The following is a 22,267-nucleotide window of genomic DNA, read 5'->3' on the forward strand; positions in this document are numbered from 1 at the left end:
CGGCGCTCACAGCCCGGCGCGCGGTAAATCACAAGTCCCTCACACCCTCCCCGCCCGCTTCGCCATCCGGTCGGCACCTCCCCCTGACCTGAGTGCGTGACCCCGTTCCAGATACACCCGCCGCCGTGTTCCGGTTCCATCCGAGGCCGTACCGATAGCTGACGGTCCGTCAGATCGGCGCTACCGTGCCCCTCATGGACAGCGACCACATCCCGGACCGCGCACCCGCCACCGGCCCCGAGCGCGTCCCCGCCGGCGCCCTCCCGAGGATCATCTCCGTCGACGACCACACCGTCGAACCCCCGACCGTCTGGCAGGACCGGCTGCCCAGGAAGTACGCCGACACCGGCCCCCGGGTCGTCCGCGCCCCCCTGAAGGAGATGAGCTTCCTCGGCGGCCGGTTCAAACCGGTCATGGGCGCCCCCGGCGAGGACGGCCCGATCGGCGACTGGTGGATCTACGAGAACCTGCGCCGGCCGCTCACCCGCCTGGACACCGCCGTCGGCTACGACCGCGACGAGATCAAGCTCGAAGTCATCACCTACGAACAGATGCGCCCCGGCTCCTACGACGTCCCCGCCCGCCTCGCCGACATGGACGTCAACCACGTCCAGTCCGCCCTGTGCTTCCCCACCTTCCCGCGCTTCTGCGGCCAGACCTTCACCGAGGCGGACGACCGCGAACTCGCCCTGCTGTGCGTGCGCGCCTACAACGACTGGATGGTCGAGGAGTGGTGCGGCCCGCGGGCGGAGGGCCGGCTCGTCCCGCTCACCCTCATCCCCCTGTGGGACGCCGGACTCGCGGCGGCCGAGGTCCGGCGCAACGCCGCCCGCGGCGTACGGGCCGTCGCCTTCTCCGAGATACCCCCGCACCTCGGCCTGCCCTCGGTCCACACCGACGACTGGGACCCCTTCCTCGCCGCCTGCGACGAGACCGGCACCGTCGTCGCCATGCACATCGGCTCCAGCAGCCGGATGCCCTCCACCTCCGCCGACGCCCCGCCCGCCGTCGGCTCCACCATCACCTTCGCCAACTGCTGCTTCTCGATGGTCGACTGGTTGATGAGCGGCAAGTTCGAACGCTTCCCGAACCTCAAGGTGATGTACGCCGAGGGCCAGATCGGCTGGATCCCCTACATCCTGGAGCGCGCCGACGTGGTCTGGGAGGAGAACCGGGGCTGGGGCGGCGTCGCCGACAAGGTCACCCGTCCGCCCTCCGAACTCTTCGCCGGCCATGTCTACGGCTGCTTCTTCGACGACGCCTTCGGACTGCGCAACCTCGACGCGATCGGCGTCGGCAACGTCCTCTACGAGACCGACTACCCCCACTCCGACTCCACCTGGCCCAGGTCCCGCGAGGTCGGCGAGGCGCAGATGGGCCACCTGGACCCGGAGACCGTCGAGCGGATCGTCCGCGGCAACGCCATCGACCTCCTCGGCCTCACCCCCGACGGCCGCTGGCCCGGGTCGGCGGCACCGGACGGCACCCGGTGAGCGTCGCGTACGGCATCCAGCTCCCCGTCCAGTCGCAGAGCACGCTCTACGCCGAGCCGTGGGAGGCGGACGCCGGACCCGAGGAACTGCGGGCGGTCGCCGTCGCCGCCGACCGCGCGGGCTTCGCCTACCTCGCCACCTGCGACCACGTCGGGGTGCCGCGCCGGCTCGCCGCCGCCATGGGCACCGTCTGGTACGACCCCGTCGCCACCCTCGCCCACCTCGCCGCCGTCACCACCCGGATCCGGCTCCTCAGCCATGTCGCCGTCGTCGGCCTGCGCCACCCGCTGGCCACCGCCAAGCAGTACGCCACCGTCGACCGCCTCTCCGGCGGCCGGCTGGTCCTCGGCGTCGGCGCGGGGCACGTCCGCGAGGAGTTCGAGGCCCTCGGCCACGACTTCGCCCGGCGCGGGGCCGTCCTGGACGAGGTGATCGACGCCCTGCGCGCCGCCCTCGGCCCCGAGGAGTACCCGGAGCACCACGGCACCTTCTACGACTTCGGCGGCCTCGGCCAGCTCCCCCGCCCCGCCCAGCCGCGGGTGCCGATCTGGGTCGGCGGCTCCTCGCCCCCCGCCGTGCGCCGGGCCGCCCTCAAGGGGGACGGCTGGCTGCCCCAGGGCGACCCGCGCGACCGGCTGCCCGCACAGATCGCCACCCTGCGGCGGCTGCGCGCCGAGGCGGGCGTCGACGCCCCGCTCACCGTCGGCGCGATCACCGGACCCCTCTACGTGGGCCGCCCCGGCTGGGAGGTGGGCCGGCGGACCCGCACCGGGACGCCGGAGGAACTCGCCGCGTCCCTGCGGGCGTACCCGGCGATGGGGGTGGACCAGATCCAGGTGCGGTTCCGCTGCCGCGACCTGGGCGAACTCGTGGACCAGATGACCGCGTTCGGGGCGGAGGTCGCCCCGCACCTCGACTGACGCAGACGTACGGGAGGCACCGCCATGGGCAAGCTGGACGGCCGGGTCGTGATCGTCACCGGCGCCGCACGCGGACAGGGCGAACAGGAGGCCCGGCTCTTTCGGGCCGAGGGCGCGGAGGTGGTCGTCGCGGATGTGCTGGACGACCGGGGGAAGGCCGTCGCCGAGGAGATCGGGGCGCTGTACGTCCATCTGGACGTCGGCGAGGAGGCCGACTGGCAGGCCGCGGTGGCCGCCGCGCGCACCGCGTACGGACGGCTGGACGGGCTGGTCAACAACGCCGGGATCCTGCGGTTCAACACCCTCACCGACACCCCGCTCGACGAGTTCATGCAGGTGGTACGGGTCAATCAGGTCGGCTGCTTCCTCGGGATCAAGTCGGTGGCGGCGGCGCTCACCGAGGCCGGGGGCGGCACGATCGTCAACACCGCGTCCTACACCGGGCTGACCGGGATGGCCGCCGTGGGGACGTACACCGCGACCAAGCACGCCGTACTGGGCCTGACCCGGGTGGCGGCGCTGGAACTGGCCGGCGCCGGGATCCGGGTCAACGCCGTGTGCCCCGGCGCCATCGACACCGCGATGACCAACCCGGCCCTGCTGGACCCGGAGCCGGCGAGGGACCCGGAGCGGGACCGGTCCTCGGAGCGGCTGTACCGCAGGCTCGTGCCGCTCGGGCGGATCGGGCGGCCGGAGGAGGTGGCACGGCTGGCGCTCTTCCTGACCTCGCGGGACTCGTCGTACATCACCGGGCAGCCGTTCGTGATCGACGGGGGGTGGCTGGCGGGGGTGTCGGTGGTCTGACCCGGCCGCGCGGCCCGCCCGCGACACCGGCAGCTGACAGGTCGTCAGGTATTGACGGTGTATGCGGGTGGTGCGACAGTCGGGCCACAGGCAATCTGACGGTGTGTCAGAAACAGGCAGGGGCAGCCAGGAACCGCCGCGAGCAGGGCTGCCAGGGACACAGGGGATGGTGACCGGCCTTGGAATTCGGGCTCTTCGTACAGGGATATGTCGGCAAGCGCGCCGAGACCGACCCGCTGGCCGAGCACAAGGCACTGATGGAGGAGACCGAGTACGTCATCGAGGCGGACCGCTCCGGATTCAAGTACGCCTGGGCCTCCGAGCACCACTTCCTGGAGGAGTACTCGCACCTCTCCGCCAACGACGTGTTCCTCGGCTACCTCGCCCACGCCACCGACCGGATCCATCTCGGCTCCGGGATCTTCAACCCGCTCGCCCAGGTCAACCACCCGGTCAAGGTCGCCGAGAAGGTCGCCATGCTCGACCACCTCAGCGAGGGACGGTTCGAGTTCGGCAGCGGGCGGGGGGCCGGATCGCACGAGATCCTCGGCTTCCTGCCCGGCATCACCGACATGAACCACACCAAGGAGATCTGGGAGGAGACCATCGCCGAGTTCCCCAAGATGTGGCTCCAGGACGAGTACCCCGGCTTCCAGGGCAAGCACTGGTCCCTCCCGCCGCGCAAGGTGCTGCCCAAGCCGTACGGGGCCTCCCACCCGGCCATGTGGTACGCCGCCGGGTCGCCGCCCTCGTACGCCATGGCGGCGCGCAAGGGGCTGGGCGTGCTCGGCTTCAGCGTGCAGAAGGTCTCCGACATGGAGTGGGTGCTGGAGCAGTACAAGGCGGCGATCGTGGACGCCGAGCCGATCGGGGACTTCGTCAACGACAACGTGATGGTGACGACCACCGCCATCTGCGCCCCCACCCACGAGGAGGCCGTCCGGGTCGCCGTCGACGGCGGGCTGCACTACCTGCCGTCCCTCGTCTTCCGCTACCACGACACCTTCCCCCGCCCCGAGGGCTTCCCCGAGTGGCCGGAGACCCTTCCGCCGTACACCGAGGAGTTCATCGAGATGATGATCGAGGAGGAACTCCTCATCTGCGGGGACCCCGACGAGGTGCTGCGGCAGTGCAAGCGCTGGGAGCAGGCCGGGGCGGACCAGATCTCCTTCGGGCTGCCCGTGGGGGTGCCGAAGGAGGACACCCTGCGCACGATCCGGCTCATCGGGGAACACGTGATTCCGCGGATCGACGTGGATCCCGTGCATCGGACCTCTCGGTTCCGGCAGGGGGGCTGAGGTGGGGTGTGCGGTGCGGGTGCGTCGTGGCTGGTCGCGCAGTTCCCCGCGCCCCTGAAAAGCCTTGTCGTGTCCCCCAGCCGCCCCTGAGAAGCCTTGTCGATTCCTCAGCCGAGAGGTGACGGGTTGTGCTTGATCATGTCATTCGAGGTGCTCTCGTCGTGGACGGCACCGGAGAGCCCGGGTTCGTCGCCGACGTCGGGGTGCGGGACGGGCGGATCGCCGCCGTCGGGCACATCACCGAGGAGGCCGCGTCCGCCGAGGACGCGACCGGGCTCGTGCTCTGCCCCGGCTTCGTCGATCCGCACACCCACTACGACGCCCAGCTCTTCTGGGACCCCTACGCCACCCCCTCCCTCCACCACGGGGTCACCACCGTCGCCGCCGGGAACTGCGGCTTCACCCTGGCGCCGCTGAACCCCGACCGGCCGCAGGACGCCGACTACACCCGGCGGATGATGGCCAAGGTGGAGGGCATGGCACTGGTGGCCCTGGAGGAGGGGGCGCCCTGGAACTGGCACGGGTTCGGCGAGTATCTCGACGCCCTGGAGGGGCGGATCGCCGTCAACGCCGGGTTCATGGTGGGGCACTGCGCGCTGCGGCGCCATGTGATGGGGCCGGACGCCATCGGCGGGCAGCCCACCGAGGAACAGCTCGCGCGGATCGTACGGCTGCTGCACGAGGCCATGGACGCGGGCGCCTGGGGATTCTCCACCACCCAGTCCAGCACCCACTCCGACGGGGACGGACAGCCCGTCGCCTCCCGGCACGCCCGCCCCGAGGAACTGCTCGCGATGGCACGGGCCGTCGGGGAGCACGAGGGGACCCAGATCGAGGCGATCGTCGCCGGCTGCCTCGACCAGTTCAGCGACGCCGAGATCGAACTGTTCGCCGGGATGAGCGCGGCGGCCGGCCGCCCGCTCAACTGGAACGTGCTCACCATCGACGCTGCCGTGCCCGAGCGGGTGCCCCGGCAACTGCACGCCGCCGAGCGGGCACGGAAGGCCGGCGGCCGGGTCGTCGCGCTCACCATGCCGATCCTCACCCCGATGAACATGTCCCTGGGCACCTTCTGCGCCCTGAACCTGATACCCGGCTGGGGAACGGTCCTCGCGTTGCCCGTGCCCGAGCGCATCGAACGCCTCCGGGACCCCGCCGTGCGGGCCGAGATGCTGCGCCGGGCCCACTCCAAGGAAGCGGGCGTCTTCCGGCGGCTGACCGACTTCGGCCGGTACGTCATCGGGGACACCTACAGCGCCGCCAACGCCGGGCTGTCCGGCAGGATCGTCGCCGACATCGCGGCGGAACGCGGCCTCGACCCCTTCGCCTGTCTGGTCGAGATCTGCGCCGCGGACGGGTTGCGTACGGTGCTGTGGCCCATGCCGCCCGACAACGACCCCGCCTCCTGGGCGCTGCGCGCCGAGACCTGGCGGCACGAGGACGTCCTGCTCGGCGGGTCCGACGCGGGCGCCCATCTGGACCGGATGTGCGGGGCGCCGTACACCACCCGGTTCCTCGGGGACTGTCTGCGGGGCCGCCGGCTGGTCGGCCTGGAGCAGGCCGTGAAGATGCTGACCGACGACCCCGCCCAGCTCTTCGGGCTGCGGGAACGGGGCCGGATCGCCGAGGGCCACCACGCCGACCTGGTGCTCTTCGACCCCGAGCGGATCGGCGCCGGACCCGCGACGCTGGTGCACGATCTGCCGGGGGACAGCCCGCGTCTGGACTCCCGGGCGATCGGGGTGCGGGCGGTCTGGGTCAACGGGGTCGAGACGATCCGCGACGACGTGGTGTCCGGGGCCGTACCCGGACGGGTGCTGCGCTCGGGCCGCGACACCAGGACGGTGAGCACCCGGTGACCCAGGCGCTGTTCGTCGGCGGGGCGTGGGTGGAGCCGGACGGCGGCCACTACGAGGTGATCGACCCGGCGACGGAGGACGTCGTCGGGGCGGCCCCGGAAGCCTCGCGCGCCCAGGTCCACGCGGCCTGCGCCGCCGCCCGCGAGGCGTTCGGACCGTGGTCGCGCACACCCCCCGAGGAGCGGGCCGCGGTGCTGTCCCGGGCGGCCGGCATCATCCGGGAGCAGCTGGTGCCCTACGCCGATCTGGCCCGGGCCGAGACCGGCGCGACCGCCGGGACGGCCCGCGCGATGCAGGTCGGGGTGGCCGCCGCCCGTTTTCGCCGGTACGCGCGGGTCGAGCCCGCCGAGTGGCCGATCGCGCCGCAGATCACCGAGGCGGGGCCGATGGGCGGGGGCGGGGTGCTGGGGGCGCTGGCGGTACGGCAGCCGGTCGGGGTGGTCAGCTGCATCACCTCGTACAACAACCCCTGGGCCAACCCCGCCGGGAAGGTCGCTCCCGCCCTCGCCATGGGCAACACGGTGGTGGTCAAACCCGCCCCGCAGGACCCCCTGTCCGTGTACCGGATGGCGGAGGCGCTGGAGGCGGCCGGGGCGCCGCCGGGGGTGGTCAACGTGGTGTCGGGGCGGTCGGTGGCCGTGGGGGAGGCGGCCGTGGACTCCCCGGACGTCGACATGGTCAGCTTCACCGGCTCCACGGCCGTCGGACAGCGCATCGCCGAGGTCTGCGGGCGCCGTATGACCCGCCAGTTGATGGAGCTGGGCGGCAAGGGCGCGGCGGTCGTCCTGGACGACGCCGACCTCGACGCCGCCGTCTCCGGCATCGGCACCACCTTCTCCTTCTACAGCGGGCAGATCTGCACGGCCCCCACCCGGGTACTGGCCCAGCGGGGCGTGTACGACCGCCTGGTGGAGCGGCTCGCCGCCTACGCGGCCCGGCTGCGGGTTGGTGATCCGGCCGACCCGCGCACGGTGGTCGGCCCGGTGATCTCCGCCGCCCACCGCGACCGTGTGGAGTCCTACGTCGCCCTCGGCCGCGCGGAGGGCGCGGTGGTGGTGACCGGCGGGGAACGCCCCGCGCTCGACCGCGGTTTCTATGTCGCCCCCACCCTCCTCGCCGACTGCACCAACGACCAGCGCGTGGCCCGCGAGGAGATCTTCGGCCCGGTCGTGTGCGTCATCCCCTTCGACGAGGAGGACGAGGGCGTCGCCCTCGCCAACGACTCCGACTACGGCCTCATCGACTACGTCTGGTCCGGCGACACCGCCCGCGCCTTCCGGGTCGCCCGCCGGTTGCGCGCGGGCGGCGTCGGCGTCAACACCGTCGGCCGCAACATGGAGGCCCCCTTCGGCGGCTTCAAGCGCAGCGGCGTCGGCCGCGACGTCGGCAGCTACGCCCTGCACGCGTATAGCGAGGTCCAGGCGCTGGTGTGGCCGGGGTGAGTGACCCGGTGGGGGAGCGCGGCCCCGGCTACGGTGCCTCCACCCCGGAGATCCGGTACCGGCTCACCTTCGCGTCGCGCACGTCGGCCACCTGCTCGGGTTCCGGGCCTGTGCCACGGAACCGTGCGAGGTGCTCGTCGGTCTCCCAGCGCTCGTGGACGTTGATCCGGCCCGGCTCGACCAGGTCGGCCGAGAGGGCGAAGTCGAGGCAGCCGGGGGCGGCCCGCGCCTGCTCGACCACTGTCGCGCAGCCGGCCAGGTAGGCGTCGCGGTCGGCGGGGTCCACCCACAGGGTCCCGGCGATGATGATCATCATTCGTGCTCCTTGCGTGTCGCGGCGGTCCGTGATCGGCGGCCGTGATCGGCGGCCCGTGGCCCGCGGCCCGCGGCCCGCGGTCGGAGGCCCGCGGTCCGTGGCCCGCAGTCCGCGGTCCGTGGCCCGCAGTCCGCAGTCCGCGGTCCGCGGTCCGTGGCCCGCGGTCCGCCGTCCGTGGCCCGTGGTCCGCCGTCCGTGGCCCGTGGTCCGCGGTCCGTGGCCCGTGGTCCGCCGTCCGTGGCCCGTGGTCCGCCGTCCGTGGCCCGCGGTCCGTCGTCCGTGGCCCGCCGTCCGTGGCCCGCGGTCCGCCGTCCGCCGTCCGTGGCCCGTGGTCCGCCGTCCGTGGGGTGCAGACCGCCGTCCGTGGGTGCAGACCGCCGCGGACCCCGGGACTCATCGGTGCCCCACCCGTCAGCTGTCCAGGTCCACCCGTACCGTCAGCAGGTTCGTGCCGATCGCCCGTACCGCCGCGCTGTTGCCGCGCGGCAGCCGCAGCAGACGGGCCCGTGCGTCGTCGTCGGGCAGGAGGTGGGCCGTGCCCTCGTGCCAGCGGCCCCGCAGCCGGACCCTGACCCGGGGGTCGGCGCGGATGTTGCGGACGTACTGGGAGCGGTCGCCGAACTCCGAGACCAGCCAGAACGCGTCGCCCTCCCGCCGCCCGCCCACCGGGGTGCGGCGCGGCACCCCCGAGACCCGGCCCGTGGTCTCCAGCAGGATCTGGCCCGGCATCCTGCGGGCCAGCGGGTTGACCACATGGCGCTGGAAGGTGGTCGTGGCCCGGAATCTGAGGTCGGCGAAACGGGACGGCATACGGGGCTCCTGTCGTGACCGTGTGCGGTGGGCGGGCGGGCACGGAGACGCCGGAACCTCTGCCGAGGCGACCCTCGCTGTTCCCCGCGCGCGCACCCTTGCTGCAATGATCCCCCTCGGGATCCCCGGGTGCGCGGGGTGGGAGCGGGGGGCTGCGGACGATGCGGATCGTGACCTGGAACCTGTGGTGGCGCTACGGGCCGTGGGAGGCCCGCCGGACGGCGATCCTCGCCACCCTGCGCGACCTGCGGCCCGATGTCGTAGGACTCCAGGAGGTGTGGGAGCGGGACGGGGAGAACCTCGCCGGATGGCTGGCCGACGGACTCGGTCTCCACCTGGCGTACGCGCCCTCGCCCGCCCCCGAGCGCTGGCAGCGCAAGATCGGTGACCCGGCGGTCGGGATGGGCGTCGCCGTGCTCAGCCGGTGGCCCGTCACCGAGCGGGCCGTGCTGCCGCTCGCCGCCCCGGCCGACCTCGACGACGGACGCCTCGCCCTGTACACGCGGCTCGCGACCCCCTCGTACGACGTGCCGTTCTTCACCACCCACCTGACCTCCGCCGCGCACGCCTCCGCCGTCCGGGTCCAACAGGTCGGAGAACTCGCGGAGTTCATCGCCGCGCATCGCGGGGACACCCCGTTCCCGGCCGTCGTCACCGGGGACTTCAACGCCTTCCCCGACTCCGACGAGATCCGCCTCTTCGGCGGGGTGCTGACCGACCCGCCCGTCCCCGGCCAGATCTTCCACGACGCCTGGCGGTACGCCGACCCGGCCGCCCCCTCGGCCACCTGGGACCCGGCCAACCCCTACGTCGCCCGGTACGGCCATCCGCCCGCGCGCGTCGACTACATCCAGGTCTCCCCGCCGGGCGCCGGGGGACTCGGCCGGGTGACCTCCGTACGGCGGGCCGGGGACAGCCCGGTCGGCGGGATCTGGCCGTCCGACCACGCGGCCGTGACCGCCGACCTCAGCGACGGCGCCGACCCCGGCGCACCGGCCGACTGAGCCCCTCAACTCCCCTTTCGCGGACAGGGTGTGCCAACCGTGTGCGAGCCGTGTGGCACCTTTCGTGAGGGCGCGCTACCGCCCCCCGGTCATCTGCTAGGTTCCCCCGTGGCTTGATAGGGACCGGGCGACAGATCGGGGGATCGGCGATGGCCTCGGGGGAGGGCTACCAGGTCACGTCCAGCGCGATGACTGGACAGGCCAAGGAACTTCAGGGTGCCTCGGGCGACGCGGGCAGGATCCGCACCGCCGTCCGCAGCACCGAGTGCCACACCTCGGACGTGCTCGGCGGCTCCGCCTCCGGCCCCGCCTTCAACGCGTTCGCGGCGGCCTGGAGCGCCGAGGCCCGCACGCTGGAGGACGCGCTGAAGGAACTGGCCGTCAACGTCCAGGCCGCGGACGGCTCGTACGGCGGCAGCGACCGCCTGGTGCGGACCCGCGCCAGTGGGGTGCGGACGGCCGACGGGCAGCTCACCACCCTGCCCGTCGCGGCCGAGCGCCCCTCGGCGCTCTCCACCTACTGAGGGGGGGCCGCGCGATGTCAGGCATCGAGTCCACCACCGACCGCCGCCGCAAGCTCGGCGAAGCGCGGGACCGGATCTCCTCGGCCGACAGCAAGAACGACCTGATCGGCGGGATCGACGACGCCCTCGGGGTGTCCGCCCCCGTCGGCGACGTCGCCACCATCGAACGCCTCGGCAAGCGCTACGCCGAACAGGTGGACGACGCCGGGCTGCTCGGGGAACGGGTCGCCCGGGTCGCGAAACAGGGACTGCCCGAGGCGTGGGTCGGCGAGACCAGCGTGCTCGCCTCCGATGTCGTCGCCGCGGCGGGGCGGGCCGCGGAGGAGATGGCGGAAGCCTTCGAGGGCGGCGCCAGGGCCCTGCTGCTCCTGGCCGACCTGCTCGGCGAGGCCCAGGCCAGGGACGGCGACGGGCGGGGCATGCTCCGCGAGGCCCGCGGCATGCTCGGCAGCCGGGACGGCTGGTTCGACAATCTGCACGAGGACGACGGCGAGGAAGGGGCCCGGCTGCGGGCCCGCGCCCTCGCCACCAGCGGCGCCGACCTCCTCCACCAGGCCGCCTGCACCGCCGACGACGCCGCCCGCGACGCCGCCCGCGACCTCAACAAGTGGGCGAGCGAGGCCCGCGCGGGCAAGCTCCAGGCCGACGGACTGACCGCCGCCGACCGGCTGATGCTCGCCGACACCAGCACCGGCGCCGGCGACCCGGAGATGAACGAGATCCTCTCCGCGAGCGACCTCCAGCGCGCCGGCCGGCGCATGGACCAGCTCGACGCGCGGGAGCGGGCCGCGATGGACGAGATGCTGAGCCGCTCCGCGAGCCCGGAGGAGCGTGCCTACCTGATGAAGGCCCTCGCGGCGGGCAACAGCATCGAGGACATCCGCGTCTTCCACGAGAAGATCCAGGGCCAGAGCCCCGATTGGCTCCAGCGGCACCTCGCGCCGGTGGTCACCGAGTCCGACGCGATGAACGACGAGGGCCGCAACCCGGACGGCTCCAACGTCAACCAGGACCGCGTCCAGTTCAACGGCCAGGGATGGGTCCAGGGCGGCGACGGCAGCGAGGGCACCTGTGTGTCGTCCTCCGTCCTCACCTCGCGCGCGATGGTCGACCCCGTCTACGCCCTCGCCCTGACCGGCGGCCCCTCCGGACAGGAGGACGACCCCGGTGCCTTCCGGCAGCGCCTGGTGGACGAACAGCACCGGCTGCACGAGGAGGGCGACGGCGGCGACGACTGGAACGGCATGGACTCCGACGGCTACGAGACCATCTCGGACTCCACCATCGGGCGGGCCACCGGCGACGACTACGACTACCGCGAGATGAACAGCGACGACGACCGCCGGGAGATCCTCCCGGACATCCAGCGGTCGGTGGCCGAGGGCCGGCCCGTCCCCATCGCCATCGAACGCGACGGCGGCGGCCACGCCCTCGTGGTGGTCGGGCAAGAAGGTGACATGCTCCAGGTCTACAACCCCTGGGGCCACACCACCTGGATCAGTGAAGACGATTTCATCAACGGCAATGTGGGCGGGCTGGCGAACAGTGACTACACCGACGCGGACGAGGTCTACCTCCCGAAGTAGGGCGGCCCGCACCGGACGTGGGCTCGCCGCCCTGGCCGGTGCCGCGCTGCTCACCCTCGGCGCCGCCGCCTGCGGCTCCGAGGACGGCTCCCCGCGCAGCCACCCCACCTCCGACACCGAGGTCGACGCGGCCGTCGGCGAGGAGTTCACGCTGGTCGTGGACGAGAACCCGTCCACCGGCGAACGCTGGTACCTGGCCACCCCGAAGCCCGACTCCGCGGTGGTGCGGGACGCGGGCGAGGACTTCGAGGCCGACGAGGACGCCGAGGAGATGACCGGCGCGGGCGGGCAGCGGGTCTTCACCTTCGAGGCGACCGGCGCCGGAAGCACCGAGATCGTGCTGCTGCACTGCCCGGTGGGCACCTGCACGAGCGGCACGCAGTCCCCCGGCACGCCATCCCCCGGCGCGCAGCCGTCCGAACCGCCCGCCTCCGTCCCCGACCCCCGGCGGATCACCTACACCGTCACCGTCAGCTGACCCGAGGGACGGCCACCATGAACACACCCCCCGACCGCACCGACGACGAACTCGCCCTCCTCGACCTCCCGATGCTGCTGCGCTACGGACTGAGCGTCGGGCAGCCCGCACCCCTGCGCACCGCCCTGTTCGGGGACGGGGCCGTGGGCGCGGCCGTCGTCCTGGACCGGCTCGGCACCCAGCCCCGCTCCGTCGCCTATCTCGCCCGCACACTGCGGGCCGCCGGGCTGACCGCCGTACTCGAACTCACCGAGCCGCTGCCCCGGCCGGAGGCGGCGGCGGTGCTCCGCACCTGGCTCCAGGCTGCCGCCTCCCTCGCGGGGGGCCTGGCCACGGAGGACATGCTGGTGCGCTGGCTGCACGCGGTCGCCACGGTCATCGAGTTGAGGCGACTGGCCCGCGCCCGCGCCGCCTGACCCCCGGGCGGCTGGGCCCGCACCAGGGCGTGGACTCCGGTGTACCAGAGAGGGACCCGCAGCACGTCAGCCCTCCGGCAGGTCCCGGACGTACACGAGGCCGTCCGTCCCGGTGAGACGGTCCGGGTCGTAGGGGGCGTAGCCGTGGTACGGGGACGTCCGGGGCGCGGGCGGCGCGGCGGCGAGGGCGTCGGCCAGCCGGGGCGCGTCCAGCAGGCACCGGTCGTCCGGGAGGCCGTACAGCAGCCCTTCGAGGGTGTCCGGGGCCGGGGTGTCCGCCCCGTGGTGCCGGATGGTGCCCACCGCCATGGCCACAAAGCCGTACGCCGCACCCAGCCGGGTGGCGGCCAGCGCGCCCGCGCCCCACCACGGGCAGGGCACACCGTCCATCCGGACCTCGCTGCGGTGCCGCTGGAGATGGGCGTTGTGCGCGAAGGCCAGGACGGGGCCGCGCTCGGCCAGTGCGAGCAGATGTCCGGCCATCATCCGGTCCCGGGTGCTCAGCAGCCGGGAGATCCGCGCGGGCGAGGGGTCGGCCATCCAGCGGTGGTAGGCGAGCAGTCCGGTGGCGGTACGGCCGTGCAGCCGGACCCGGTCCCACTCCTCGCGCCCGGTCGTGGCGGTCAGCCCCGGTGCCTGTTCCTCCAGGAGCGCCACCAGGTCGTCGGCGAGCAGCCGCAGCCGCCCGGCCTCCGGGGTGCCGCCCACCGACCGGGAGGGGTCCCGCATGGCGGCCGGCTCGGGCCAGCGGTCGTCGTCGCCGAGGAGCCGGTCGAGGGTGTCGGCGGTGCAGGGGAGCAGGTCCGGTCCGACCCCGGCGGCGAGGAAGGAGTGGAGCGCCATGAGGGACCGCCGGGGACTCGGGGCGCCGGTGATCTCCGTCGGGGCGTCGATACCGGCGAAGCGGACCCGGTCGGCGGCGGGGCGGCCCTCGTTGAACTCCCGCAGCCAGGCCACGAGCGCCCGGTTGGCGGCGGACGCCCCGAGGCCGTGACTGAAGCCGCCCGCCATGACGTCGTCCAGGGTGCCGGTGCCCCGGGTGATGTGGTCGTCCACGACCAGCCCCGCCAGACAGTCGCTCTCGATCGCGACGGTGCGGTAGCCCGCCCGCTCGATGAGCTGCCGGAAGAGGTCGTTGCGGACGGCGAGGAGGAGATCCTCGCCGTGGGTGGGCTCACCGAGGGCGAGGACGCGGGGCGGCGGACCGGGGAACAGCCGCAGGACGGCGGCGGCGTCGAGAGGACGGGCGACCGCCCGGACGCGTTCCCGGACCTCGTCCCCGACCCGTTCCCGGACCCGTCCCCCGACCCCTTCCCCGACCCCTTCCCGGACCTCGTCCCCGCCCTGTCCCTCGCCCTGTCCCTCGATCCGCCCTTCGCCCTGTCCCTCGCCCTGTCCTTCGTTCTGGGTGTGCGCGCTGTGGGAAGCCATGGATTCAACGGTATCGTTGAACTTCCGGTGGAAACTTGGGTGCGATATCAGCGGGGTCATGGCGCGAAAGTCTCAAAGCGGGGTTCGTCTGCGGCCGGTCGATCTGGCGCGTCGGCACGGTCTGTCCACCCAGGCCGTCCGCAACTACGAGGAGGCCGGCATCCTCCCGCCCGCCGCCCGCACCCCCACCGGATACCGCTCCTACACCCCGCTGCACGCGAGCGCCCTGGACACCTTCCTCGCCCTCGCGCCCGGTCATGGCCGCGCGACGGCCGCGGCGATCCTGCGCGCGGTGCACGAGGACCGGTGGGAGGAGGCGTACCGGCTCGTCGACGAGAGCCACGCTCAACTGCTGGAGGACCGCCGCACCTTGCGCGCGGTGGAGGACGCCCTCCGGGACCTCGGCGACGCCGGGCCACCGGCCGGGGCCGGAGCACCGGCGGGCGACGGCGAGGGGGGCGGGGTGTTCGTCGGTCCGCTCGCCCGGCGGCTCGGCGTCCGCCCCGCGACCCTGCGCACGTGGGAACGGGCCGGACTGGTCCTCCCGCGCCGCGACCCGCGCACCGGCTACCGCGTCTACGACGAGACCGCCGTACGGGAGGCCCGCATGGTCCATCAACTGCGGCGCGGCGGCTATCTGCTGGAGCGGATCGCCCCGCTGATGACCCAGGTGCGGGCGGCGGGCGGACCGGAACCGCTGGAGGCCGCGCTGGACGACTGGCACGGACGGCTGGCGGCGCGGGGGCGGGCGCTGCTGAGGGGCGCGGCGGAACTGGAGCGCCATCTGGGCGAGCTGGGACGACCCCCGGACGGGGGTGGGTGCCGACCGGTCGGTATGGACTTCTCCCGTCCGGCCGGGTAGAGAAGGGGCATGCGTATCGCCGTCACCCTCTTCCTCACCGACGAGACGATCACCCCGGTCCGGCTCGCCCGCGCGCTGGAGGCACGGGGGTTCGCCGGGCTGTATCTGCCGGAGCACACGCACATCCCCGTCGAGCGGACCACCCCCAACCCCGGCGGCGGTGAGCTGCCCCGGGAGTACGGCAGGACCCTGGACCCCTTCGTGGCGCTCGGTCAGGCCGCCGCCGTCACCGAACGGCTCGGCCTCGGCACCGGGGTCACCCTGGTCGCCCAGCACGACCCGATCGCGCTGGCCAAGCAGATCGCGACCCTCGACCACCTCTCCGGCGGCCGGTTCACCCTCGGCGTCGGCTTCGGCTGGAACGTGGAGGAGGCCGACGACCACGGGGTGGACTGGCGGACCCGGCGGGACCTCGTCCGGGACCGGATGGGGCTGATGGCCGCGCTGTGGGCGGACGAACCGACGGCGTACGAGGGCGAGTTCGGCTCGGTCCGGGCCAGCCACGCCCACCCCAAACCGGTACGGACGGCGCGCGGGGCCGCCGTCGGGCCGCGCACCCTGGTGGGCGGGGCGGCCGGGCCCCGGCTGTTCGCCGACATCTGCTCCTCTGCGGACGGCTGGCTGCCGATCGGCGGACGCGGTCTCGGTGAGTCCCTGCCGGTGCTGCGCGCCGCGTGGGCGGACGCGGGCCGCGACCCGCAGGCGCTCCAGGTGGTCCCGTACGCGGTGCGGCCCACCCCCGGCAAACTCGACCACTACGCCGGACTCGGCATCGGGGAAGTGGTGGTGCAACTCCCCTCGGCGGGGGAGGCGGACGTCCTGCGGGCGCTGGACGGATACGCCCGGTACGTCGAGTAGGGGACGGGGTGCGCCGCGCACCCGGGGCCGGGGTGGACGGCCGACCCGCTGAACCGGCGGAGCCCGCTCGTATGCTCGAAGGATGACGACTTCCGCGACCTCCGGAACCGGCCCGACCGAGAACTCCCTGCGTCGCGCCCTCAAACGCGCCCGTGACGGCGTCGCCCTCGACGTGTCGGAGGCGGCGGTGCTGCTCCAGGCACGCGGCGCCGCGCTGGACGACCTCACCGCCTCCGCCGCCCGGGTCCGGGACGCGGGCCTGGCGGCGGCGGGCCGCCCCGGTGTCATCACCTACTCGAAGAGCGTCTTCGTCCCGCTGACGCGGCTGTGCCGCGACAAGTGCCACTACTGCACCTTCGTCACCGTCCCCGGCAAGCTGCGCCGCGCCGGGCACGGGATGTTCATGTCCCCGGACGAGGTCCTGGACATCGCCCGCAAGGGCGCGGCCCTCGGCTGCAAGGAAGCCCTCATCACCCTCGGCGACAAGCCCGAGGACCGCTGGCCCGAGGCGCGCGAATGGCTCGACGCGCACGGCTATGACGACACCATCGCCTATGTGCGGGCCGTCTCCATCCGCATCCTGGAGGAGACCGGTCTGCTGCCCCATCTCAACCCGGGGGTCATGAGCTGGACCGACTTCCAGCGGCTGAAGCCGGTCGCGCCCTCCATGGGGATGATGCTGGAGACCACCGCGACCCGGCTGTGGTCCGAGCCCGGCGGCCCGCACCACGGCTCCCCGGACAAGGAACCCGCCGTACGGCTGCGGGTCCTGGAGGACGCGGGCCGGTCCTCCGTGCCCTTCACCTCGGGGCTGCTCATCGGGATCGGGGAGACGTACGAGGAGCGCGCCGAGTCGCTGTTCGCGCTGCGCAGGACCGCCCGGACCTATCACGGCATCCAGGAGCTGATCATCCAGAACTTCCGCGCCAAGCCGGACACCGCGATGCGCGCGATGCCGGACGCGGAACTGGACGACCTGGTCGCGACGGTGGCCGTGGCCCGGCACATCATGGGCCCGAGCGGCAATCTCCAGGCCCCGCCGAATCTGGTCGACAGCGAGTACGAGCGGCTGATCGGCGCGGGGATCGACGACTGGGGCGGGGTCTCCCCGGTCACCATCGACCATGTCAACCCGGAGCGGCCCTGGCCCCGGATCGAGGAACTCGCCGAACGGTCCCGGGCGGCCGGTTTCGAGCTGCGGGAACGTCTCTGTGTGTACCCGGAGTTCGTGACCCGGGGCGAGCCGTGGCTGGATCCCCGGCTGCGTCCGCACGTGGCGGCGCTCGCCGACCCGGCGACCGGACTCGCCCGACCCGACGCCGTGGTCGAGGGGCGTCCCTGGCAGGAGCCCGACGAGGCGTTCACCGCCTCCGGCCGTACCGATCTGCACACCGCCGTCGACACCGAGGGCCGCACCGGCGACCGCCGGACCGACTTCGACGAGGTCTACGGCGACTGGGGCGCCCTGCGCGATCTGGCCGCCCCCGGCATGGTCCCGTCCCGGATCGACACCGACGTACGGGCCGCGCTCGCCACCGCCGCCGACGACCCGACCCGGCTCACCGACGACGAGGCGCTGGCGCTGCTGCACGCGGACGGCCCGGCGCTGGACGCGCTCTGCTCGATCGCCGACGCCGTCCGCGCCTCGGTGGTCGGCGACGAGGTGACGTACATCGTCACCCGGAACATCAACTTCACCAATGTCTGCTACACCGGCTGCCGGTTCTGCGCCTTCGCGCAGCGCCGCACCGACGCCGACGCCTACACCCTCTCCCTGGACCAGGTCGCCGACCGGGCCCGGCAGGCGTGGGACGTCGGCGCGGTCGAGGTGTGCATGCAGGGCGGTATCCATCCGGACCTGCCGGGGACGGCGTACTTCGACATCGCGCGGGCCGTGAAGGAGCGGGTGCCCGGGATGCATGTCCACGCGTTCTCGCCGATGGAGGTCGTCAACGGCGCCACCCGCACCGGCCTGTCGATCCGCGAGTGGCTGACCGCCGCCAAGGAGGCCGGGCTGGACTCGATCCCGGGCACGGCGGCGGAGATCCTGGACGACGAGGTGCGCTGGGTCCTCACCAAGGGCAAACTGCCCGCCGCCACCTGGATCGAGGTCGTCACCACCGCCCATGAACTGGGCATCCGCTCGTCCTCCACCATGATGTACGGCCATGTCGACCAGCCCCGCCACTGGCTCGGCCATCTGCGCACCCTGGCCGGTATCCAGCGCCGCACCGGCGGTTTCACGGAGTTCGTGACCCTGCCCTTCATCCACACCAACGCGCCCGTCTACCTGGCCGGGATCGCCCGCCCCGGCCCGACCGTCCGCGACAACCGCGCGGTGACCGCGATGGCCCGGCTGCTGCTGCACCCCTGGATCCCCAACATCCAGACGAGCTGGGTCAAACTGGGCGCCGAGGGCGCGGCGGAGATGCTCCGTTCCGGGGCGAACGATCTGGGCGGCACGCTGATGGAGGAGACCATCTCCCGGATGGCGGGCTCCTCCTACGGCTCGTACAAGTCGGTCAAGGACCTGATCGCCGTGGCGGAGGCGGCCGGACGCCCGGCCCGCCCCCGCACCACCCTGTACGGCGAGGTCCCCGAGGAGCGTCAGCGGGCGGCCCACGCCTCGGACGGCCACCTGCCGGAACTGCTGCCGCTGGTGGACTGAGCACGGCATCGGCCGCGGCCCCGCCCTGGGGTGCGCGAAGGGGTCGAGGGGCTCGGCCTCCCCGTGGCGCGCAGTACGATGATCCGACCCTGGGGTGGGCCAGGGTCGGAGACTGAGGAGTTGCGTGTCCGTGTCCGCTCGCCGGCTTCCCCCGTGGACCTGGGTCACCGGCCTGACCGCGGGTGCCGTCGTGGCCGTCGCCGCCATGGCGCTCCAGGCCAGAGAGGGCCCGCGCCCCATCGCCGCCGCGGGGGAGCCGAAGCCCCGCGCGTCGGCGACCGCCAAGCCCGGGGCGAGTGAACCGGCCTCCGTGCGGGTGCCGGACGACTCCGGCACCGGGCGGCGGATCGTGTACTCCCTCGGCGAGAACCGGGTCTGGCTGGTCGACGCCAGCGACGCCCCGCGCCGCACCTTCCGGGTCTGGCCGGGAACGGTCGATCCCGACCCCGGCAGCTACACCGTGGGCCAGCGCACCGACGGCACCACCGGCTCCGACGGGGTGGAGATCGAGAACATCGTCTACTTCGCCGCCGAGTCCGGGGTCAGCGTCGCCTTCTCCAGCGCGCTCGACGGCTCCTCGCCCCCGCCGCCGGCCGAAGGCGCCCGTACCGGCGGCATCCGCATGAAGTCGGCGGACAGCGCGGCCCTGTGGACCTTCGGCACGACGGGGACGACGGTCACGGTCGTGAGATGAGAGCCGGCCTCAGCCGTCCGAGCGCCGGCCTCCCGCGAACTGGTTGACCAGCAGGACCATCCCGCTCATCAGGAACAGGCGGGTCGCCGCGTCCAGCCCGTTCCAGTCGGAGGACTGCCACATCGCGAACCACTCACCGCCGATCGCGATGAACCCGGCACCGAACAGCAGCATCAGCATCAGCAGTCCGTAGGTGGAGATCTGGCGTGCACGGACGACATCGCGCCGCGCCCACAGCCAGGTTCCCGCGATCAGCAGCAGCGCGGCCACCGTCTCCCAGACGATGATCGCGACGTACGCGGTGTTCTGTATCCCCTTGCTGGTGATCGCCCGCCACATGAGGTTCTCGTCCTTGAATGTGGTGTCCATCGCGAGAACATGCTGTACGAACTGCTGATTCGTCCCGAAGTCCGTGATGTTCCCGACGGCGACGAGGGTGATGTGGAGCGCGAGCGTGCCGGTCAGCAGTCCGGCGGCGAGCGGAAGCGCCCGCGGGTTGGAAGTGGCCATGACACGGATCTTTCCAGTCCTCACACGCCCCACACACCCCGGGCGCCGACTCCGTGAGGTCCGCCCCGATCCTGCTCGGACCCCTGATCCGACCGTTGCCCGTCGAATACAGTGCTGAGCTGTCGTGACGACGACACGACCGGACGAACACGGTACGACGTGCCGGGATGAGCGCGCTGAAGGGGGTCCGGGTGGATACGGCGTCGGGGGCGGTGTGGGGCCGCGCCGAGCAGCAGGACTTCCGCAGCCGGGTACGCGGCACACTGCTCGGCCTGGCCGTCGGCGACGCGTTCGGCGCCCCCGTCGACCGGCTCGACCTGGACGAGATCCGGCAGACGCACGGCCCCGAGGGCGTCGTCGACCTGACCCCCGCCTACGGACGCCGGGGCGCCGTCACCCATCTCACCCAGCTCACCCTGTTCACCGTGGACGGGCTGATACGCGCCCAGGTCCGCCGGGACACCGGCGCCTGGCATCCGCCGACCGATCTGCACCGCGCCTATCTGCGCTGGGCGGCCACCCAGCGCGACTGGGGCCCCGACGAGCGCCGCAAGGACGACGGCTGGCTGGCCCGCGAGGAGTGGCTGTACGCCCGCCGCGACCCCACCCGGCCGCTGCTGCTCGGTCTCGGCGACGAGACCATGGGCACCCTGGACGCCCCCAAGAACCCGGCCGCGGCGGGCCCCGAGGCGACCGCCCGCTCGGCGCCGTTCGGGCTGCTCGTCGGCTGGGAGCCGCAACTGGTGGTCCAACTGGCCGTGGAGTGCGCCGCGCAGACCCACGGCCATCCGGTCGCCACGCTCGCCTCCGGCGCGTACGCGGTGATCGTGCACACGCTGGCCCGGGGCGACAGCCTGGACGCCGCCGTGCAGCGGGCGCTGGCGCTGCTCTCCGCCCGCCCCGGCCACGAGCCGGTCGCCGACGCGCTGCAACAGGCGCTCGGCGCGGTCCGCCAGGGCATGCCGACCCCTGCCCGGGTGGGGGAACTGGCGGACGCCGGTACGGCGGAGGCGGTGCTGTCGGCGGCCCTGTACTGCGCGCTGGTGGGGGAGGACGTACGGCAGGGGCTGCGGCTCGCGGTGAACCAGGACGGACCCTCCGCCGCGACCGCCGCGCTCGCCGGGGGGCTGCTCGGCGCGCTGCACGGCGAGACGGCCCTGCCGCCGGCCTGGCTGGCCGAGCTGGAGGGGCGTCCCACGGTGCTGGAACTCGCCGACGACTTCGCGATGGAGATGACGCAGGGGCCCGCGCTGCATGGCCCTGCCGGGGGGGCGGTGGGGTGGTTGGCTCGGTACCCCCGATGACGGGTCGCTCCGCTGGGTTCGGTGGGGTTCGGTGAGGTGGGGTGGGGTGGGGTGCTGGATGTGGGTGGGTGGGTGCGGCTGCGTCGTGGCTGGTCGCGCAGTTCCCCGCGCCCCTAGGGGGTGTTCCTGGGCGGCGTTGTGAGTGACCGTGTCCAGGGGGCTCAGTGCATTAGTTCGCCTGCGTTGACCAGGAGTGACTGGCCGGTGATCGCCTTTGCCCGGTCCGAGGCGAGGAACACCGCCGCCTCCGCCACGTCCCCGTCCGTCGCCAGGTCCGGCAGTGCCATCCGCTCGCCCAGCCGCTTCAGCACCGTCTCCTCCGGCACCCCCTCCGACTCCGCCGCGAACCGCACGTACGCCCGGACCGGAGGCCCGTACATCCACCCCGGCACCACCGTGTTCACCCGGATCCTGGACGGCCCCCACTCCTGCGCCATCGAGTACATCGCGCTGGTCAGCGCCCCCTTCGAGGCCGCGTACGCCGCCTGCCGCACCTGTGAGGGCGGGGCCAGCGCCGACTGCGTACCGATGATCACCACCGCCCCGCCCCGCTCCTTCAGCGCCGGCAGACAGGCCCGCGTCATCCGCAGGGTGCCCAGCAGATTGACATCGATCACCTGCTGCCAGGTGACCAGGTCCGCGTCCTCCACCCCGCCGAAGTACCCGTCCAGGGCCGCCACATGGACCACCGCGTCGATCCTCCCGAACCGCTCCCGCGCCAGCCCCGCCAGGGCCACGCACTGCGCCTCGTCGGTGATGTCGGTGGCCCGCAGCGCCGTGCGCGCGCCGCCCGGGTCGATGTCCCGCGCGCACTCCTCCAGCCGTTCCCGGGTCCGCGCCCCCAGCACCGCGTTCCCCCCGTCCCGGACGACGGCCGCCGCGACCCGGTGCCCCAGCCCGGCCCCGACCCCCGACACCACGACGGTCTTTCCCTCCAGCAGCGACATGGCCGACTCCTGCCTCTGGACCTGTATCTGACGGACCGTCAGA

21 protein-coding genes are annotated in these 22,267 nt (G+C 73.4%); 16 read left to right on the top strand and 5 right to left on the bottom strand.

Features of this window, described 5'->3' with window-relative positions; translation table 11 throughout:
* The first annotated feature begins 194 nt into the window (after positions 1-194).
* From ACIQNG_RS15360 to ACIQNG_RS15385, 6 genes are all read left to right on the top strand, one after another.
* Complete coding sequence (locus ACIQNG_RS15360) at positions 195-1,493, top strand: amidohydrolase family protein (RefSeq protein WP_401485291.1); 1,299 nt, start codon at positions 195-197, stop codon at positions 1,491-1,493.
* A complete protein-coding gene (locus ACIQNG_RS15365) occupies positions 1,490-2,413 on the top strand; it encodes a TIGR03619 family F420-dependent LLM class oxidoreductase (RefSeq protein WP_401485293.1) in 924 nt (307 codons plus the stop codon). The genes ACIQNG_RS15360 and ACIQNG_RS15365 overlap by 4 nt, the downstream gene beginning before the upstream one ends.
* A 24-nt stretch (positions 2,414-2,437) precedes the next feature.
* Entirely contained in the window at positions 2,438-3,217 is a 780-nt protein-coding gene (locus tag ACIQNG_RS15370; protein ID WP_401485294.1) for an SDR family NAD(P)-dependent oxidoreductase, read from the top strand.
* Positions 3,218-3,396: 179 nt separating this feature from the next.
* A complete protein-coding gene (locus tag ACIQNG_RS15375; protein ID WP_401485296.1) occupies positions 3,397-4,515 on the top strand; it encodes an LLM class flavin-dependent oxidoreductase in 1,119 nt (372 codons plus the stop codon).
* 128 nt (positions 4,516-4,643) lie between these two features.
* On the top strand, positions 4,644-6,374 hold the full coding sequence (locus ACIQNG_RS15380) for an amidohydrolase family protein (RefSeq protein WP_401428471.1): 1,731 nt from the start codon (positions 4,644-4,646) through the stop codon (positions 6,372-6,374).
* Positions 6,371-7,816, top strand: coding sequence for an aldehyde dehydrogenase family protein (locus ACIQNG_RS15385; protein ID WP_401485298.1), 1,446 nt, complete (start codon positions 6,371-6,373; stop codon positions 7,814-7,816). Before ACIQNG_RS15380 ends, ACIQNG_RS15385 begins: the two co-directional genes overlap by 4 nt.
* A gap of 28 nt (positions 7,817-7,844) precedes the next feature.
* Here the strand turns inward: ACIQNG_RS15385 and ACIQNG_RS15390 are convergent, their stop codons facing one another.
* A complete protein-coding gene (locus tag ACIQNG_RS15390; RefSeq protein ID WP_401485300.1) occupies positions 7,845-8,132 on the bottom strand; it encodes a putative quinol monooxygenase in 288 nt (95 codons plus the stop codon).
* A 411-nt stretch (positions 8,133-8,543) separates the two neighbouring features.
* Complete coding sequence (locus tag ACIQNG_RS15395) at positions 8,544-8,942, bottom strand: nitroreductase/quinone reductase family protein (RefSeq protein ID WP_401428478.1); 399 nt, start codon at positions 8,940-8,942, stop codon at positions 8,544-8,546.
* A gap of 161 nt (positions 8,943-9,103) precedes the next feature.
* Here ACIQNG_RS15395 and ACIQNG_RS15400 point away from each other — a divergent pair, with 161 nt between their 5' ends.
* The 5 genes from ACIQNG_RS15400 to ACIQNG_RS15420 all read left to right on the top strand — a co-directional run bounded on the left by ACIQNG_RS15400 (position 9,104) and on the right by ACIQNG_RS15420 (position 12,950).
* Positions 9,104-9,946 carry an endonuclease/exonuclease/phosphatase family protein gene (locus ACIQNG_RS15400; RefSeq protein WP_401485303.1) on the top strand — a complete coding sequence of 281 codons (843 nt, stop codon included), beginning with the start codon at positions 9,104-9,106 and terminating at the stop codon, positions 9,944-9,946.
* 149 nt (positions 9,947-10,095) lie between these two features.
* Positions 10,096-10,470 (top strand): hypothetical protein, encoded by a 375-nt coding sequence (locus ACIQNG_RS15405; protein WP_401485305.1) that lies wholly within the window; start codon positions 10,096-10,098, stop codon positions 10,468-10,470.
* Positions 10,471-10,484: 14 nt separating this feature from the next.
* Complete coding sequence (locus ACIQNG_RS15410; protein WP_401485307.1) at positions 10,485-12,056, top strand: peptidoglycan-binding protein; 1,572 nt, start codon at positions 10,485-10,487, stop codon at positions 12,054-12,056.
* Positions 12,016-12,534, top strand: coding sequence for a protease inhibitor I42 family protein (locus ACIQNG_RS15415; protein ID WP_401485309.1), 519 nt, complete (start codon positions 12,016-12,018; stop codon positions 12,532-12,534). The genes ACIQNG_RS15410 and ACIQNG_RS15415 overlap by 41 nt, the downstream gene beginning before the upstream one ends.
* A 17-nt stretch (positions 12,535-12,551) precedes the next feature.
* Complete coding sequence (locus ACIQNG_RS15420; protein ID WP_401428491.1) at positions 12,552-12,950, top strand: hypothetical protein; 399 nt, start codon at positions 12,552-12,554, stop codon at positions 12,948-12,950.
* 66 nt (positions 12,951-13,016) lie between these two features.
* Here ACIQNG_RS15420 and ACIQNG_RS15425 read toward each other — a convergent pair whose 3' ends face one another.
* Positions 13,017-14,381 (bottom strand): erythromycin esterase family protein, encoded by a 1,365-nt coding sequence (locus ACIQNG_RS15425; RefSeq protein WP_401485311.1) that lies wholly within the window; start codon positions 14,379-14,381, stop codon positions 13,017-13,019.
* Between the two features lie 58 nt (positions 14,382-14,439).
* Here ACIQNG_RS15425 and ACIQNG_RS15430 point away from each other — a divergent pair, with 58 nt between their 5' ends.
* The 4 genes from ACIQNG_RS15430 (at position 14,440) to ACIQNG_RS15445 (ending at position 19,463) form a co-directional block, all read left to right on the top strand.
* Positions 14,440-15,243, top strand: a complete 804-nt coding sequence (locus ACIQNG_RS15430; protein ID WP_401485313.1) for a TioE family transcriptional regulator — start codon at positions 14,440-14,442, stop codon at positions 15,241-15,243.
* A gap of 9 nt (positions 15,244-15,252) precedes the next feature.
* The gene (locus ACIQNG_RS15435; RefSeq protein ID WP_401485315.1) at positions 15,253-16,101 is read left to right on the top strand and encodes a TIGR03619 family F420-dependent LLM class oxidoreductase; all 849 of its coding nucleotides are present in this window, start codon (positions 15,253-15,255) and stop codon (positions 16,099-16,101) included.
* An 82-nt stretch (positions 16,102-16,183) separates the two neighbouring features.
* Positions 16,184-18,769, top strand: coding sequence for a bifunctional FO biosynthesis protein CofGH (locus tag ACIQNG_RS15440; RefSeq protein ID WP_401485317.1), 2,586 nt, complete (start codon positions 16,184-16,186; stop codon positions 18,767-18,769).
* A gap of 124 nt (positions 18,770-18,893) precedes the next feature.
* Entirely contained in the window at positions 18,894-19,463 is a 570-nt protein-coding gene (locus ACIQNG_RS15445; protein WP_401485319.1) for a hypothetical protein, read from the top strand.
* Between the two features lie 9 nt (positions 19,464-19,472).
* Here the strand turns inward: ACIQNG_RS15445 and ACIQNG_RS15450 are convergent, their stop codons facing one another.
* A complete protein-coding gene (locus ACIQNG_RS15450; protein WP_401485320.1) occupies positions 19,473-19,973 on the bottom strand; it encodes a DUF2165 domain-containing protein in 501 nt (166 codons plus the stop codon).
* Positions 19,974-20,140: 167 nt separating this feature from the next.
* On the opposite strand from ACIQNG_RS15450, the gene ACIQNG_RS15455 reads away from it, so the two are divergent.
* Positions 20,141-21,277 carry an ADP-ribosylglycohydrolase family protein gene (locus ACIQNG_RS15455; protein WP_401428504.1) on the top strand — a complete coding sequence of 379 codons (1,137 nt, stop codon included), beginning with the start codon at positions 20,141-20,143 and terminating at the stop codon, positions 21,275-21,277.
* Between the two features lie 161 nt (positions 21,278-21,438).
* Here ACIQNG_RS15455 and ACIQNG_RS15460 read toward each other — a convergent pair whose 3' ends face one another.
* Complete coding sequence (locus ACIQNG_RS15460) at positions 21,439-22,224, bottom strand: SDR family oxidoreductase (protein ID WP_401485322.1); 786 nt, start codon at positions 22,222-22,224, stop codon at positions 21,439-21,441.
* Positions 22,225-22,267: the final 43 nt, after the last annotated feature.

The sequence above is a fragment of the Streptomyces sp. NPDC091377 genome (assembly GCF_044757045.1).
Classification (GTDB): domain Bacteria; phylum Actinomycetota; class Actinomycetes; order Streptomycetales; family Streptomycetaceae; genus Streptomyces.